The following is a 15,379-nucleotide window of genomic DNA, read 5'->3' as shown; positions in this document are numbered from 1 at the left end:
ACTGATTATAAACGATAATTTCCTACAAAATCCGGCAAACGCCCGTTTTTCACGATTTTCGAACCTTTGAGACGTGCATAAACGGCGCCCTTTCGGCCCCTGCCCCAAAACCGCCCCGACAAATTCACAATCTCATGGTTACCACGATCCCAGCAGGGAATCGAAACGACGCCGCGGGCAGTGTACGCGTTTGCACCACGGCCGATTTGACTCTCTGGACTGAAAGGGGCACATGTTTGGCCCAAGGTCCCGCAGGCAGTATAGAAGCTGCCTACGGCAATAACGAGTATCAGGGACTGGCTTAAACCCGCATGATGACGGCCCGCAGCATGATCCGCTCGCTCGGTAACGAACCGCCGATCCTCGCCGACGGCCGTCGTGCTCCGGATCGACGTGAGATTTCGCTGCGTTGGCTGTCCGGCACCTTCCTCACCGGCATTACATCTTCCATCCTGATGGGCGTTGCTTTGTTTGCCGCGCTCGACGGCCGGCAGCAGCTTGCGATCCCGGCCGAAGCCTCCGCCTCCATCCCCACGAACGACGCCGATGCCGCCTCGCGCGGCAAGCGGCTGCTCGGCAGCAATATCGTCGCCATGCCGACCGATCGGAAGGTGATGGAAGTCTCGACGGTCGTGCACGAGGGTAATAAGGAAGTCGTCCGCCGCAAGCCTTTCGCACATGTGAAGATGAATCTTGCCGCAAACCACGTGGCGCAGGAAGATTACCCGAACTTCGACCCGATGACGATCTTCTCGTCGAGCGAGACCCCGCCGCCGCCTGCCGCGCGTGCCGGTGTCATCTACGGCTCGAACGTCGAGTCCGAGGTCAGCCTCCAGACCGTGGCCTTCCCCATCAAGGGCAGCATGTATGCCTTCGCGCAGGCGATGACGCTGGAGGAGGTCGAAGAAAACGTCCGCTCCAACGGCTCGGTGCTCACCGACGGCAACAGCCAGCTTTCGGCGCTCTATTATGTCGACCCGCAGCGCTTCTCGTCGAAGGAGGATGGCGGCGGTCTCGATATCACCGCCGGCCTGTCGGCCCGCGTCGTCGAGGAGAACATCTCGGTTTCGACGCCTGAGGCGATCAACGCCCGCACCCGCGAATATGCCGACGACATCATCCCAATACGCAAGGCCGAGACGGTCAGCCAGGCGATGACCGAGGTCGGTTATCCGGAAGGCAAGGCGCGCGAGATTTCCGGCTACCTGCAATCCCGCCTCGGCGAGGCCGACCTTGCCGTCGGCGACGTGCTGCGCATCGGCGTCATCCAGGAAGGCGACATGGTCCTCGTCGTCCGTGCAAGCCTCTATCGGCGTGGCGACCACCGGGTAACCGTCGCTCTCGACGATCGCGGCCGCTTTGTGGACGGCCAGGAGCCGCCGATGCTGGATGCGGTCGCCTCGGCCTTCAGCGAACAGCCGGCGCAAATCCTCGCCGGTCGCGAACTGCCGCGCGTCTACGACGGCATCTACCGGGCGGCCCTCTCCTACGGCATGAGCAAGGAGATGACCGGCACGCTGGTAAAACTGCTTGCCAGCAATGTCGATCTGCAGGCCCAGCTGAAGCCGACGGACAAGATCGAGGCCTTCTTCTCGGTCGCCGACGAAAAAGGCCAGGCGAACAAGGATTCCCAACTGCTTTACGTGAACGCCCGGTTCGGCGACACGACGAGCCGCTTCTACCGCTTCCAGAACCCCGACGACAATTCGGTCGATTATTTCGACGAGGACGGCAAGAGCATCCGGCAGTTCCTGCTGCGCAACCCGCTTCCGAACGGCCGCATGACCTCCGGCTTCGGTATGCGCGGCCACCCGCTGCTCGGTTATTCCCGCATGCATACCGGCACCGACTGGGCCGCCCCACGCGGCACGCCTATCATCGCCACGGGCAACGGCGTCGTCGAAAAGGCCGGCTGGGATTCAGGCGGTTACGGCAACCAGACGCTCATCCGTCACGCCAACGGCTACGTCTCCTCCTACAATCACCAGAGCGCCATCGCGCCAGGTGTTCGCGAAGGTGCCAAGGTCACCCAGGGCCAGGTGATCGGTTATGTCGGCTCCACCGGCCAATCGACCGGCGCCCACCTTCATTACGAGCTGATCGTCAACGGCACCAAGGTCGATGCGATGAAGATCCGCCTGCCGGGCGGCAATTCGCTGACCGGCAAGACGCTCGCCCGTTTCGAAGAGGAACGCAAGCGGATCGATACGCTCCTCAACACTCAGTCCGCCGATGAGGTCGCCAGCCGCTGAGGCCTTTCCCGCACCAGCCGGGAACGAACAAAAATGGCGGCCGAAGCCGCCATTCTGCTTCTCAACGTTCGGTTCTGCTTACGCAGCCTCACTCACTGCCCGTTTGACCCGGAAGAGCAGCCGGTCGGAACCGGCACTGACCGCAACGGCCGAGCCATCCGGAATCTGGCCGCCGAGAATCTGCTCGGCGAGCGGGTCCTGCATGAACTTCTGGATCACCCGCTTCAGCGGACGAGCACCGTAGACCGGATCGTAGCCCTTGTCGGCCAACCATTCGCGGGCATCCGGACCGAGATCGATGGCGATCTTCCGTTCCGCCAGCAGCGCCAGCAGCCGCCTCATCTGAATATCGACGATCGCGCCCATCTCGTTACGCTTCAGGCGGTGGAACAGGATGATCTCGTCGACGCGGTTGAGGAATTCAGGCCGGAACGAGGCTTTTACAACGTCCATCACCTGCTCGCGCACGCTTTCGGAATCCTCGCCCTCGCGAAGGGCGGTCAGGTATTCCGCCCCGAGATTGGAGGTCATGATGATCATCGTGTTCTTGAAGTCGACCGTGCGGCCCTGCCCGTCCGTCAGGCGGCCGTCGTCGAGCACCTGCAGAAGAACGTTGAACACGTCCGGATGCGCCTTCTCGATCTCATCGAACAGCACGATCTGGTAGGGTTTGCGCCGCACCGCCTCGGTCAGCGCCCCGCCTTCCTCGTAACCGACGTAACCCGGAGGTGCACCGATCAGCCGCGCGACCGAATGCTTCTCCATGTATTCGGACATGTCGAGGCGAACCATCGCACTCTCGTCGTCGAACAGGAAGCGGGCCAGCGACTTGGTCAGCTCTGTCTTACCGACACCGGTCGGGCCGAGGAAGATGAACGAGCCGATCGGCCGGTTCGGATCCTGCAGCCCGGCGCGCGAACGGCGAACCGCACGCGAGACGGCCTGGACCGCATCGCCTTGGCCGACGACGGATTTCGCCAGCTCGTCTTCCATGCGCAGCAGCTTGTCGCGCTCGCCTTCCAGCATCTTGTCGACCGGAATGCCGGTCCAGCGCGACACCACATGGGCGATCGCGTCCGGGTTCACGACTTCCTGCACCATGGCATTGGTCGAACCGTCCTGGGCTTCTGCCTCGACGAGACGCTTTTCGAGTTCCGGGATCACGCCATAGGTAAGTTCGCCGGCACGCTGGAATTCGCCCTTGCGCTGGGCAGTCGCCAGTTCGTTGCGGGCCTCGTCGAGCTGCCGCTTCAGGTCGGCGGCAAGGCCGAGCTTCTGCTTTTCCGCCTGCCAGCGGGCCGTCAGCGCATCCGCCTGCTCTTCGAGCGAGGTGACTTCGCTTTCCAGCCGCAACAGCCGGTCGGCCGAGGCGCTGTCGGTTTCCTTCTTCAGGGCCTCGCGCTCGATCTTCAGCTGCATGATGCGACGGTCGAGTTCGTCGAGTTCCTCGGGCTTGGAATCCACCTGCATGCGCAGCCGCGAGGCGGCTTCGTCCATCAGGTCGATCGCCTTGTCGGGCAGGAACCGGTCGGTAATGTAGCGGTTGGAAAGCGTCGCAGCCGCAACCAGGGCCGAATCCGAGATGCGGACCTTGTGATGCTGTTCGTATTTTTCCTTCAGCCCGCGCAGGATCGAGATCGTGTCCTCGACCGTCGGCTCCTCGACCATGACCGGCTGGAAACGCCGGGCAAGCGCCGGGTCCTTTTCCACATGCTTGCGGTATTCGTCGAGCGTGGTCGCGCCGACGCAATGCAGCTCGCCGCGGGCAAGAGCCGGCTTCAAGAGGTTGGAGGCGTCCATCGCGCCGTCGGACTTGCCGGCACCCACCAGCGTGTGCATCTCGTCGATGAACAGGATGATCTCGCCGTTTTCCGACTGCACTTCGTTGAGCACGCTCTTCAGCCGCTCCTCGAACTCGCCGCGATATTTCGCGCCGGCGATCAGGGCACCCATGTCGAGCGCCATCAGCTTCTTCTCTTTCAGGCTTTCCGGCACGTCACCATTGATGATGCGCAGCGCCAGACCTTCGGCGATCGCCGTCTTGCCGACGCCGGGCTCGCCGATCAGCACCGGATTGTTCTTGGTGCGGCGGGAGAGAACCTGGATCGTGCGGCGGATTTCGTCGTCGCGGCCGATCACCGGATCGAGCCTGCCGTCGCGGGCTTCGGCCGTCAGGTCCCGGGCATATTTCTTCAGGGCCTCGAAACCGGCTTCGGCATTGGCGCCGTCGGCCGTGCGACCCTTGCGGATGTCGTTGACGACCTGGTTCAAGCCCTGCGCCGTCACCCCGGCCTTCTTCAAGGTCGCTGACGTCGAGGCCGAAGTCTCGATCACAAGCGCCAGAAGCAGACGCTCGACGGTGACGAAACTGTCGCCGGCCTTCTTGGCTGCCTCTTCCGCGGTCGAAAACACCTTGGCGAGCGGCTGGGAGAGGTAGATCTCGCCATTGCCGCCGGAAACTTTGGGAAGCTTGGCAAGTGCGGCGTCGTTGGCGATGCGCGCTTCCTTGGAATTGCCGCCGGCGCGGTCGATGAGCGAGGACGCCATGCCCTGGTCGTCGTCGAGCAGAACCTTCAGCACATGTTCGGGCGTGAACTGCTGGTGACCCAAGGCCAAGGCCTGGGTCTGAGCCGACTGCAGGAAACCGCGGACGCGCTCGGAATATTTTTCGATGTTCATCTGACACCTCCAGTGATCGACCCGCCCTTGATAAGGCACGGACCGATGATTGAGATTGAGCTCCCTCAAAGGCGAGCCCTGCCGAAGTCTCGGCGTTGTTTGAGATATGGTAAGCGGATTCTCGTGTTTAAAGTGTTCAGACGGTCAAAATCTGCGGGCGGAAACCTCACGAATTTTCCGCGTGACAATCCACAATCGAGCGAATACAGAAACCCCATGTCTTTCACGTCCGCCTACGCCTCGCGATTTTATAGCTACCGCTTTTCCCAGCGGATGCGGGTCCGTGCGTAGCTGAATTCGACGCAACGACATTCCCTCAAGCCGCTAGTCCACCTGGCGGCTTTTTCAATTCCGCACGGTAGGACCAAACAGGAGCCATACCCGTGCCGAATGCCACTCCCGCCAATACTGTCGACGATCGCCGCATCGTCGAGATCACGCCGCTGACTATCCCCGCCGACATCATCGCCGAAATTCCGCGCAACGACGCGGTTACCGAGACCGTGACCCGCACGCGTGACACGGTCCACCGCATACTGCACGGCGAGGACGACCGGCTGATCGTCGTCATCGGCCCCTGCTCCATCCATGACCCGATTGCCGCGCGGGACTATGCAGCCCGGCTGGAAGAACAGCGACGACGTTTCGGTGGCGATCTCGAAATCATCATGCGCGTCTATTTCGAAAAGCCGCGCACCACCGTCGGCTGGAAGGGCCTGATGAACGACCCGCATCTCGATGGCAGCTACCGCATCGAAGAGGGCTTGAGGATTGCCCGGCAGCTTCTTCTGGACATCAATGCGACGGGCCTTCCGGCCGGCTGCGAATTCCTCGATACGATCACCCCGCAATATATCGCCGACCTCGTCAGCTGGGGGGCGATCGGCGCGCGGACGACCGAAAGCCAGGTGCATCGCCAGCTGGCATCCGGCCTCTCCTGCCCGATCGGCTTCAAGAACGGCACCGACGGAGGCGTCGCAGTTGCACTCGATGCAATACTGGCCGCCTCGCAGACGCACCATTTTCCGGCGGTGACCAAGGACGGCCGGGCCGCGATTGCCACGACGACCGGCAATGAAGATTGCCACGTCATCCTTCGCGGCGGCAAGCGGCCGAACTACGAGGCGGCCGACGTCGAGGCCGTGTCAAGGGACGCGGCGAAACGCGGTTTGGAGCCGCGCATCCTCATCGATGCCAGCCACGCCAACAGCGGCAAGGATCCGATGAACCAGCCGCTGGTCGTCAAAAACGTCGCGACGCAGATTGCAGCCGGCGACATGGGCATCAAGGGCATGATGATCGAGAGCAATATCGTCGGAGGCCGCCAGGATCTGGTACCCGGCAAGCCTCTTGTTTATGGCCAGAGCATTACCGATGGCTGCATCGACTGGGAGAGATCGGTCCTGGTGCTCGAAGAGCTTGCCCGCTCCGTTCGCGATCGGCGCCAGTCTCGATCCTGAAGCGGAAGGGCTTTCCTCACGGAAAAGGCCGCCCGGTTTCCCGAGCGGCCTTCTTGATCTCGTTATTCCAACCCGTGGAGCTTATTCCGAAGCAGCATCAGCCAGGGTCGGCTGCGAGGCTTCGCCTTCGGAACCACCCTCTTCACCGGCGCCTTCGCCACGACGCGGACGACGCGGGCGGCTGCCGGCAGCGCGACGACGGCGCGGAGCGGCTTCTGCCTGTGCTTCTTCCTCGACGGCCACTTCGGCAGGCGTGCCTTCGATTACCGGCTGCGGGCCGGAACCGTCGATGACCGGAGCGACCGGCTGAGGTGCTGCGACCTGGGCCGGAACCGCTGCGACGGCCGGCTGTTCCGGACGATTTTCGCGGCGGGGACGTTCGCGCTGCTGATCACGCTGTTCGCGGGGCTCGCGTTGTTCACGGGGTTCCCGCTGCTCGCGAGGCTCGCGCTGTTCCCGGGGCTGCTCCCGGCGCGGCTGCTGTTGCTGGGCCTGCGGTTGCGGAGCCTCGTCCATGGATGGCTGCTGCGAGAAACCGTTGTCCTCGCCATCGCTGTTGTCCATGTCGTCCTGATCCTGAACGTTGCCGTCCCGATCCTGATACTCACCGCGATTGTCGTGCTGGAACCGATCCTGCATCTGCGCCTGTGCGGCGGCAATGATGCGATTATAATGTTCGGCGTGCTGGAGATAGTTTTCGGCCATCACGCGGTCGCCGGAGCTCTGGGCGTCGCGGCCGAGTTGGCTATATTTTTCGGCGATATGCTGGGCGGTCCCGCGGATCTTCACATCCGGTCCGGAGCTGTCGTAGGTGCGGCTAAGAGGATTGCCGCCCTTGCGGTTGAAGTTGTTATTTCCACCGCCGCCGCCGCCATTATTGTTATTATTGTTACTGCCGCGACCTCGACCGCGTTTGTTCTGCTGTCCTGGCCTCATCTATCGTTCACCAATTCTCTGTCTTCGCTGATAAGGGGCCACGCGGTCTGTCGGACAGAGCCGAACAAGACTTCGCGTGCCGCGCACAGGCCGATCAAAGCGTCCTGCCGCTTGTGAAAGTCAAATTAACTGATTCACGCACCGGGAATTGTTCAACCTTCGCAACTCTTCGAAAAGAGAAGGATCAAAGGGTTGCCCTGTAACCCGAACGAATCGCTGTTCATTCCCAGCCGTCCCAGTGCGTAAATGCAAGCTATCCCGCTTCCTCCGGAAATCCAAGCCTTTTCTTTTGCCTGCAAAATCAAGGATGATTCACGGTAAATACGAGAACCCGATCATTGTCGCCGTAGTCGCGTACCGCCTCCACCGGCGTAAAGCCAGCGACGCGGAAAATCGCGGTCACGGTTTCCTTTTGATCGAACCCGATCTCGACGCCGATAACGCCGTCCTTTTCGAGGAAATCTCCTGCACCCGCTGCAATCGCGCGATAGGCTTCGAGCCCATCCGGACCTCCATCTAGCGCTGTCAGCGGATCGAAATCCCGGACTTCCGGGTCCAATGCGGGGATAACGTCGCTACGTATATAGGGCGGATTTGACACGATTATGTCGAACCGGCCGGAAATTGCGTCGAACCAGTGGCTGCGGATCGCTTGAAATCTTTCGGACATTCCCAGCCGCGCCGCGTTCCGCGCCGCCGTTTGCAGGGCGTCCTCCGAAATATCGCTGCCGATACCCTGAGCTTGCGGGCTCTCTTTCAGCAGTGCCAAAACGATCGCGCCGGTTCCTGTTCCAAGATCGAGGATACGTGCCGAACCCTTGCCTGCGACAATCTGCCTCACATAGGCGAGCATCGAATCCACCAGGATTTCGGTGTCCGGTCGCGGCTCCAGCGTTTCCTTCGAAATCAGGAGCTCCATGCCGTGGAATTCACGTGACCCCAATATGCGGTGTACGGGCTCCCGTTTCAAGCGGCGCTTGACCGCGTTCGAGATCCGGGAAGTTTCCTCCTCTGTCAGCAGCCGCTCGCCGCCGGTGAAGACTTCGGTGCTGGAAAGCCCGAGCAACCCGCCGATCAGCAGCCGCGCCTCGATCGCCGCATCCGGCAGGCCCGCCGCGGAGAACCGCGACCTGGCATCCGCGACGGCTGCGGAAAGTATTGTCATCCCCGTTGCTCGCCGAGCTGCGCGAGCTGGCCGGCCTGGTAGTCGGCAATCAGCGCATCGACCACTTCATCGATATCGCCTTCCATCATCCGGTCGAGCTTGTAGAGGGTCAGGTTGATACGGTGGTCGGTCACCCGCCCCTGGGGGAAATTGTAGGTACGGATACGCTCGGAGCGGTCGCCCGAACCGACCTGGCTCTTGCGGTCGGCGGAACGTTCGCTGTCCGCCTTCTGGCGCTCCATGTCGTAGAGACGGGTGCGCAGAACCTGCATCGCCTTGGCTCGGTTCTGGTGCTGCGATTTTTCCGAGCTGGTGACCACGATGCCGCTCGGCATGTGGGTGATGCGCACCGCGGAGTCCGTGGTGTTGACGTGCTGGCCGCCGGCACCCGACGAACGCATCGTATCGATGCGAATGTCTTCCGGCCGGATTTCGATGTCGATCTCTTCGGCTTCCGGCATCACCGCCACGGTGGCAGCCGAGGTGTGGATGCGGCCGCTCGCTTCCGTGTCGGGCACGCGCTGCACCCGGTGCACGCCGGATTCGAACTTCAGCTTGGAGAACACTCCGCGGCCGGTCACCGTCGCGATGATTTCCTTGTAGCCGCCCGCTTCGCCTTCGCTCGCCGACAACACCTCGACCTTCCAGCCCTTGGTGGCTGCGTAACGCTCGTACATCCGGAACAGGTCGCCGGCAAAAAGCGCTGCCTCGTTGCCGCCGGTGCCGGCGCGGATTTCGAGGATAGCGCTCCTCTCGTCGGCCGCATCCTTCGGCAGAAGCAGGACCTGCATGTCCTTTTCGAGCCCTTCGAGCCGTTCTTCGGCCTCCGGCAGTTCCATTTCCGCAAGCTCGTGCATCTCGCGATCGGTGGCCTTGTCGGTCAGCATCGCGCGCAGGTCGGCGACTTCGGCGACCGACTTCTCGTATTCGCGGATCTTGCGCACCACCGGCTGCAGTTCGGAATATTCGGACGCCAGCTTGACGTAGACGTCGGCAGCCGGGCCTTCCGACATGCGCGCCTCGATCTCGCCGAACCGGCGTTCCAGCTCGCGCATCTTTTCGACAGGAAGCTTCGCCACCCACTAACTCCGTTTATTCTTTTTATCCGCTAGACGGGGATATTGTTAGCCTCGGCGAACCGCAGAAGCAGCGCGCGGATCGGCTCCGGCGACCTTATATCATCGAGCGCCGTGTTCAATTCAGCGGACAGCTGGTCGATGTCAAGCCCGAGCAGCATCGCCTTGACCGGCCCGATCGAGGTCGGGGACATGGAAACCGAGCGGAAACCGACCCCGAGCAGTGCCATGGCCGAGAGCGGCTTGCCCGCCATCTCGCCGCACAGCGTCACCACCGTCTTGTTCCGTTCGCCGGCCCGCGCGATATCGCGCAGAATGCGCAGGAACGGCTTGCCGAGATTGTCGAACCGATCGGAAACCCGGGCATTGCCGCGGTCGGCTGCCATGGTGAACTGGAACAGGTCGTTGGAGCCGACCGAAACGAAGTCCACTTCCGCCATCAGCTCGTCGAGCTGCCACATCAGCGCCGGCACTTCGAGCATTGCCCCGAACTGCAGCTTGCGCGGCAGGCTGTGGCCGAATTTCGAAAGATGCTGCACTTCCTTCTGCATCAACTCGCGAACCGCGTGAATTTCCGAGACCTCGGTCACCATCGGCAGCATCATCTTGAGCTCGGCTCCGGCGGAGGCCCTGAGCAGCGCCCGAAGCTGGGTGCGCAGAAGTCCGGGACGGTCCAGCGACAGGCGGATCGCCCGCCAGCCGAGCGCCGGGTTTTCTTCTTCCTGGGCACGGAAATAGGAGACGACCTTGTCGCCCCCGATATCGAGGGTCCGGAACGTCACCGGCCGCCCGGCCGCCTGCTTGATGACGTTGCGGTAGAAACTCTCCTGCTCCTCGAGCTTCGGCATGGTCGAGGCGATCATGAACTGCAACTCGGTGCGGAAGAGCCCGATGCCGTCGGCGCCGGACTCGGCAAGCTGCGGCAGGTCCACAAGCAGTCCGGCATTCATCTGCAGGCTGATGCGCTTGCCGTCCTTGGTAACCGGCTCGACGTCTTTAAGCGCCTTGAACTGTTCCTGCCGACGGGCCCGCAGGCGTACCTTTTCCTCGTAGGCCTTCTGCAGGTCGAGAACCGGCCGCAGATGGATCTGGCCATCGTCGCCGTCGATGATGATCGGATCGCCGTTTTCGGCGAGCGCCACGACACCTGCCGCCTGGCCGACGACCGGAATTCCCATGGCGCGCGCGACGATCACCACGTGGCTCGTCACCGCTCCGTCTTCCAGCACGAGGCCGCGCAGGCTGGCGCGCGGATAGTCGAGCAGTTCGGCGGCCCCCATGGCGCGGGCGAGAATGATGGCGTCCGTCGGGAAACCTTCGTCGAAGGCGCGGCCGGAAAAGCCGGTCAGCTGGCGCAGAAGCCGATTGGCCAGGTCGTCGAAATCATGCATCCGCTCGCGCAGATAGGGATCGGTCAGGCGCATCATCCGCGCCTTGGTATCGCTCTGGACCTTCTCGACCGCGGCTTCCGCCGTCAGGCCGTTGTGGATCGCCTCTTCCATGCGGCGAACCCAGCCCTGGTCGTGGGCGAACATCCGATAGGTTTCGAGCACCTCGCGATGCTCGCCCTCCTGGGATACTTCGCGGCGCGACAGCATGTCGTCGATGGAGATGCGCAAGGACCCGAGCGATTCCGCCAGCCGGGTCACTTCCTTCTCCGCATCTTCGTTGAGAAGATTGGTGACGACGATGCGCGGCTCGTGCAGCACCACATGACCAAGGCCGATGCCTTCGTTATAGGCGTCGGCATCGATGGTGATGGCCCGCGTGAGGTCTAGTTCGAGGCCCGGCCGGGTGATCTTCTTGAGCTCGCCGGTGGCGATCATCTCGGCGATCACCATCGCCGTGGTTTCGAGCGCCTCGACCTCGTCCTCGCGATAGTTGCGGCTCGCCTTGTTCTGGACGACCAGAACCCCGAGCGTGCGGCCGGCCCGGAGAATCGGCACGCCCAGGAAGGAATGGTAGATTTCTTCGCCGGTTTCCGGGAGGTAGCGGAACGCCGGATGCGCCTGAGCATCGGAAAGGTTGAGTGGCTGCGCGGAGGCGGCGATCGTGCCGACGAGGCCCTGGCCCATCTTCAGCTGCGAAGTGTGGACGGCTTCCTTGTTGAGGCCTTCGGTGGCGTAGAGTTCGAGAACGCCGTCGGAGCGGAGCACATAGACCGAGCAGACCTCGGCCACCATGTTGCTGGCGATCTGGCGGACGATCCGGTCAAGGCGCTCCTGTGGCTCGAGCGGCTCCGCCATCAACTCGCGTAGCCGCTTCAACAGAACGCGCGGACCTGCCGACAGGTCTCTCATCGCCTATGCTCTCCCGAAACGAGGTCACCCCAACCACAAGACCGCGCGCCCAACGGCCAGCGCGTCCAAACGGTTCGTTCTCAACTCTTATCGAGACCGTAAGCGGAATGCAAAGTCCGAACAGCGAGTTCGGAATAAGCACCATCGATCAGGATCGAAATCTTGATTTCCGAGGTGGTGATCGCCTTGATGTTGATGGATTTTTCGGCAAGTGCCTTGAAAGCATGCGCGGCAACGCCCGCATGGCTGCGCATGCCGATGCCGATGACCGAGACTTTCGCCAGGCCTGATTCGGTCTGGACAACGTCGAAGCCGATTTTTTCCTTGTTGTCGTCGAGCACCTTCATGGCCTTCTGCACGTCTCCGGACGGCACGGTGAAGGTCATGTCGGTGCGCGAACCGTCTTCCGACGTGTTCTGCACGATCATGTCGACATTGATATGCGCTTCGGCGAGCGGGCCGAAGATCGCCGCCGACACGCCCGGCCGGTCGGCAAGGCGCCGGAGCGAAATCTGCGCTTCATCCTTGGCATAGGCGATGCCGGTGACGACTTCCTGTTCCACGATTTCTTCCTCGTCGCAAATCAAAGTACCGGGCGGGTTCAAAAGGTCACCCATGCCCGGCGCATCGGGATCCTCGAAACTGGAACGCACGAAGGTGCGGACCTTGTGGACCATGGCGAGCTCGACCGAGCGCACCTGCAGAACCTTCGAGCCGAGCGAGGCCATTTCGAGCATTTCCTCGAAGGAGACCTTCTTCATGCGCCGCGCCTGCGGCACGATGCGCGGATCGGTCGTGTAGACGCCGTCGACATCCGTATAGATGTCGCAGCGGTCGGCCTTGACCGCGGCCGCGATCGCCACCGCCGAGGTATCGGAACCGCCGCGGCCGAGCGTGGCGATCCGGTTGTCCGGACCGAGCCCCTGGAATCCGGCGACGACGGCCACCTGGCCCTCGCCCATCCGCTTGACGATCTCGGTGCCGTCGATCTCCATGATCCGCGCCGCGCCATGGGCGCTGTCGGTGCGGATCGGGATCTGCCAGCCCTGCCAGGACCGGGCATTGATGCCCATGGACTGCAACGCGATGGCGAGAATGCCGGACGTCACCTGCTCGCCGGATGCGACGACGGCGTCATATTCGCGCGCATCGTAAAAAGGCGAGTTGGCGCCGGAAACCTTCGGCATGTCCTGAACCCAGCCTACCAGCTCGTTGGTCTTGCCGGACATGGCGGAGACGACGACCGCGACCTCGTGTCCGGCCTCGACCTCACGTTTCACATGGCGCGCGACGTTGTGAATGCGTTCGAGATTGGCGACCGAAGTGCCGCCGAACTTCATGACGATGCGAGCCATACCGACAAAAACCACTGTTTCGCCAAGAGGCTCGGGAGCCTTGGGCGCCTGCTTTCAAACCGTTCCGAGATCCCGTCGTTTGTGACAGGATCATCGAGTTGCGGCGTCTCTTATCGAAAAGGCTGAAAAGGCGCAATGGTCAGAACATGGCCGAACGGTACGCTCGGCAGCAGCGTGTCGCAATGCGGATGCAAAAAAGGCCACCCGAAGGCGGCCTTTTTGAATTCCTGAATGGGGCCAGCACCCGAACCACTGCGGCGGGCTACGATCAACCCGGGTCCCGGTAGAAACGGTCACGGTCGCCGCGCCAGACCGGCGGACGGGGCGGCTGGGAGTCGCCCGGGCTCCAGCTGCGATCCCGGTCCCAGCGTGGGGCGCCGTCACGATCCCAGCGCGGCGGCGCCGGCGGGGGTGGCGGAAGGCGCGATTCGCGTCTCCAATCGTAGCGGTCCCAGCGATCGCGGTCGCGGTAGAAGTCGCGGTTGCGATAGTAGCGGCCCCAATAGTTGCCGACGTCGAACGTGACCATCGGAATGCCGAGGCCCTCGTAATAATCGGGGGCGACATAGACGCGGTTGGAACGATAGGTCGCCTGCACGTAATTGCCCGACACCCAGCCGCGTCCGCCGACGAAGGCGACGTCGCACCAGTTGACGCTGCTCATGCAGCCGTAGATCGTTACCGCCGCACCGACCGGTATGACGTCGACGGCCGGATAGCCGGTGCTCGGCCCGGACCGCATGTTGACATTGGCCGTGGCAACCCCGCGTACGGCCGCATCCGCAATCGACGGCGCCACGAACAGGGCGCAAAGTGCCGCAACGGACATCACAATTTTCTTCACGGGCTTCCTCCTGAGAAACCAAATAACGCGCGAACCGGACTGACCATCTGCCGACCGGATTTCGCCGGATATCAATGTTCGATACATTCCCATTGTTCCAGCACCGCTCTGAATGGCGCATGAATAAACGTTCTGGCCGGGGTTAGCCCCTGGCCGGCCCGGTCGACTGCCGCTCGGCAATGTGACAAGCAAGCTCCACCCGCCGCGCCGGATTCGCAAATCCGGTCATCCCGTCCCGCAAAAGATCGAGCGCCACGGCTCCGAGTTCACGCATCGGAATATGCACGGTGGTCAGCGGCGGGTTGAGGAAGGCGGCCTGCGGCAGGTCGTCCATGCCCATCACCGAAACGTCGCCCGGCACGGTATAACCCATCTGCTGCACCCCCATCATCGCGCCGACCGCGAGACTGTCGCCCGCCGTCAGCACGGCGGTGAAATCGAGCCCGTTCCTGCGCAACCGCTCGCTTACCGCCTGGGCCGCGAGCTCCGGCAGCCAGTCCTCGACCGGCACGACGAGATCCGAGGGGCAAGGCAAACCGTGATGCTGGAAGGCATCCTGCCAGCCTTCGCGGCGCCGGTCGATCGTCCGCCGGCCCGGACGCATCAGGAAGAGGATGCGTTTGTGGCCCAGCCGGATGAGATAGTCGGTGGCCAGATGCGCGGCCGACCGATTGCAGGGGGTCACGCTCGAAAGCCGCATCATCGGATCGTCACCGTTGATCAGCACGACCGGCTTGCCGAAGCCGCGTGTGGCCTCGAGCATTCCTTCGTCGTCGACGGTCAGAAACAGCAGTCCCGCGACGTCCGGGTCGACCAGTGCCTCTTCAAGCACCACCTTTTCCTCCGACTGGTCGGCGACCGCGCGGGTGACGATATCGAGCCCCAGAGCCTGGGCGCGGTCCCGCAACCCTTCCAGCACATAGAGCGTGAACTGGTTGCGCACGTAGTCGATCATCGCCGCGCTCGAGGCTGCCAGGATCACTTTCTTGCCGGCGACCGGTGTCGGCATTGCGTAATTGGCGTCTTTCGCAGCCTCCATGATCCGCTGGCGGATGTCTGCGCGCACGCCCTTCTCGCCGGCCAGCGCCCGAGACACGGTGCTCAGCGACACGCCCACCTTTCCCGCAATATCCTCCAGCCGCACCCGCCGGCTTTTCTTGCCGCGCTTGCCCGGCACGATCGTCGCCGCCATGACATCCTCCCATCGTCGATGCGCACACTGCAAAAAATTTTCAGATTGCGCAATCAATTTTCAGATGTTTTCATAAGGCCACGCTTGGGAGAAGCGGATCGGCAATGCTGCGCAGCAAAT

General features: G+C 62.7%; 10 protein-coding genes. 2 read left to right on the top strand and 8 right to left on the bottom strand.

What is annotated here, in order from left to right; all coding sequences use genetic code 11:
• Positions 1-311: 311 nt before the first annotated feature.
• Positions 312-2,252 (top strand): M23 family metallopeptidase, encoded by a 1,941-nt coding sequence (locus GQ59_RS13060; protein WP_037081794.1) that lies wholly within the window; start codon positions 312-314, stop codon positions 2,250-2,252.
• Between the two features lie 78 nt (positions 2,253-2,330).
• On the opposite strand, the gene clpB is transcribed toward GQ59_RS13060, so the two are convergent.
• Positions 2,331-4,931 carry an ATP-dependent chaperone ClpB gene (gene clpB, locus GQ59_RS13055; RefSeq protein ID WP_037081791.1) on the bottom strand — a complete coding sequence of 867 codons (2,601 nt, stop codon included), beginning with the start codon at positions 4,929-4,931 and terminating at the stop codon, positions 2,331-2,333.
• 383 nt (positions 4,932-5,314) lie between these two features.
• On the opposite strand from clpB, the gene GQ59_RS13050 reads away from it, so the two are divergent.
• Positions 5,315-6,391, top strand: a complete 1,077-nt coding sequence (locus tag GQ59_RS13050) for a 3-deoxy-7-phosphoheptulonate synthase (protein ID WP_037081790.1) — start codon at positions 5,315-5,317, stop codon at positions 6,389-6,391.
• 81 nt (positions 6,392-6,472) lie between these two features.
• Here GQ59_RS13050 and GQ59_RS13045 read toward each other — a convergent pair whose 3' ends face one another.
• The 7 genes from GQ59_RS13045 to GQ59_RS13015 all read right to left on the bottom strand — a co-directional run bounded on the left by GQ59_RS13045 (position 6,473) and on the right by GQ59_RS13015 (position 15,259).
• On the bottom strand, positions 6,473-7,327 hold the full coding sequence (locus tag GQ59_RS13045) for a DUF4167 domain-containing protein (RefSeq protein WP_037081789.1): 855 nt from the start codon (positions 7,325-7,327) through the stop codon (positions 6,473-6,475).
• 301 nt (positions 7,328-7,628) lie between these two features.
• Positions 7,629-8,492, bottom strand: coding sequence for a peptide chain release factor N(5)-glutamine methyltransferase (gene prmC, locus GQ59_RS13040; RefSeq protein ID WP_037081787.1), 864 nt, complete (start codon positions 8,490-8,492; stop codon positions 7,629-7,631).
• Positions 8,489-9,571, bottom strand: a complete 1,083-nt coding sequence (prfA, locus tag GQ59_RS13035) for a peptide chain release factor 1 (RefSeq protein ID WP_037081785.1) — start codon at positions 9,569-9,571, stop codon at positions 8,489-8,491. Before prfA ends, prmC begins: the two co-directional genes overlap by 4 nt.
• A gap of 29 nt (positions 9,572-9,600) precedes the next feature.
• Positions 9,601-11,868, bottom strand: a complete 2,268-nt coding sequence (gene ptsP / locus GQ59_RS13030) for a phosphoenolpyruvate--protein phosphotransferase (RefSeq protein WP_037081783.1) — start codon at positions 11,866-11,868, stop codon at positions 9,601-9,603.
• A gap of 80 nt (positions 11,869-11,948) precedes the next feature.
• A complete protein-coding gene (locus GQ59_RS13025) occupies positions 11,949-13,223 on the bottom strand; it encodes an aspartate kinase (RefSeq protein WP_037081781.1) in 1,275 nt (424 codons plus the stop codon).
• Positions 13,224-13,491: 268 nt separating this feature from the next.
• Positions 13,492-14,067, bottom strand: coding sequence for an SH3 domain-containing protein (locus GQ59_RS13020; RefSeq protein ID WP_051903926.1), 576 nt, complete (start codon positions 14,065-14,067; stop codon positions 13,492-13,494).
• 142 nt (positions 14,068-14,209) lie between these two features.
• Positions 14,210-15,259 (bottom strand): LacI family DNA-binding transcriptional regulator, encoded by a 1,050-nt coding sequence (locus GQ59_RS13015; RefSeq protein ID WP_037081779.1) that lies wholly within the window; start codon positions 15,257-15,259, stop codon positions 14,210-14,212.
• Between the last annotated feature and the right edge of the window lie 120 nt (positions 15,260-15,379).

This window comes from Neorhizobium vignae, from assembly GCF_000732195.1.
In the GTDB taxonomy this organism is placed as follows: Bacteria; Pseudomonadota; Alphaproteobacteria; order Rhizobiales; family Rhizobiaceae; genus Neorhizobium; species Neorhizobium vignae.
Note: the sequence above shows the minus strand (reverse complement) of the source record. Positions and strands in the feature narration are given on the sequence as shown.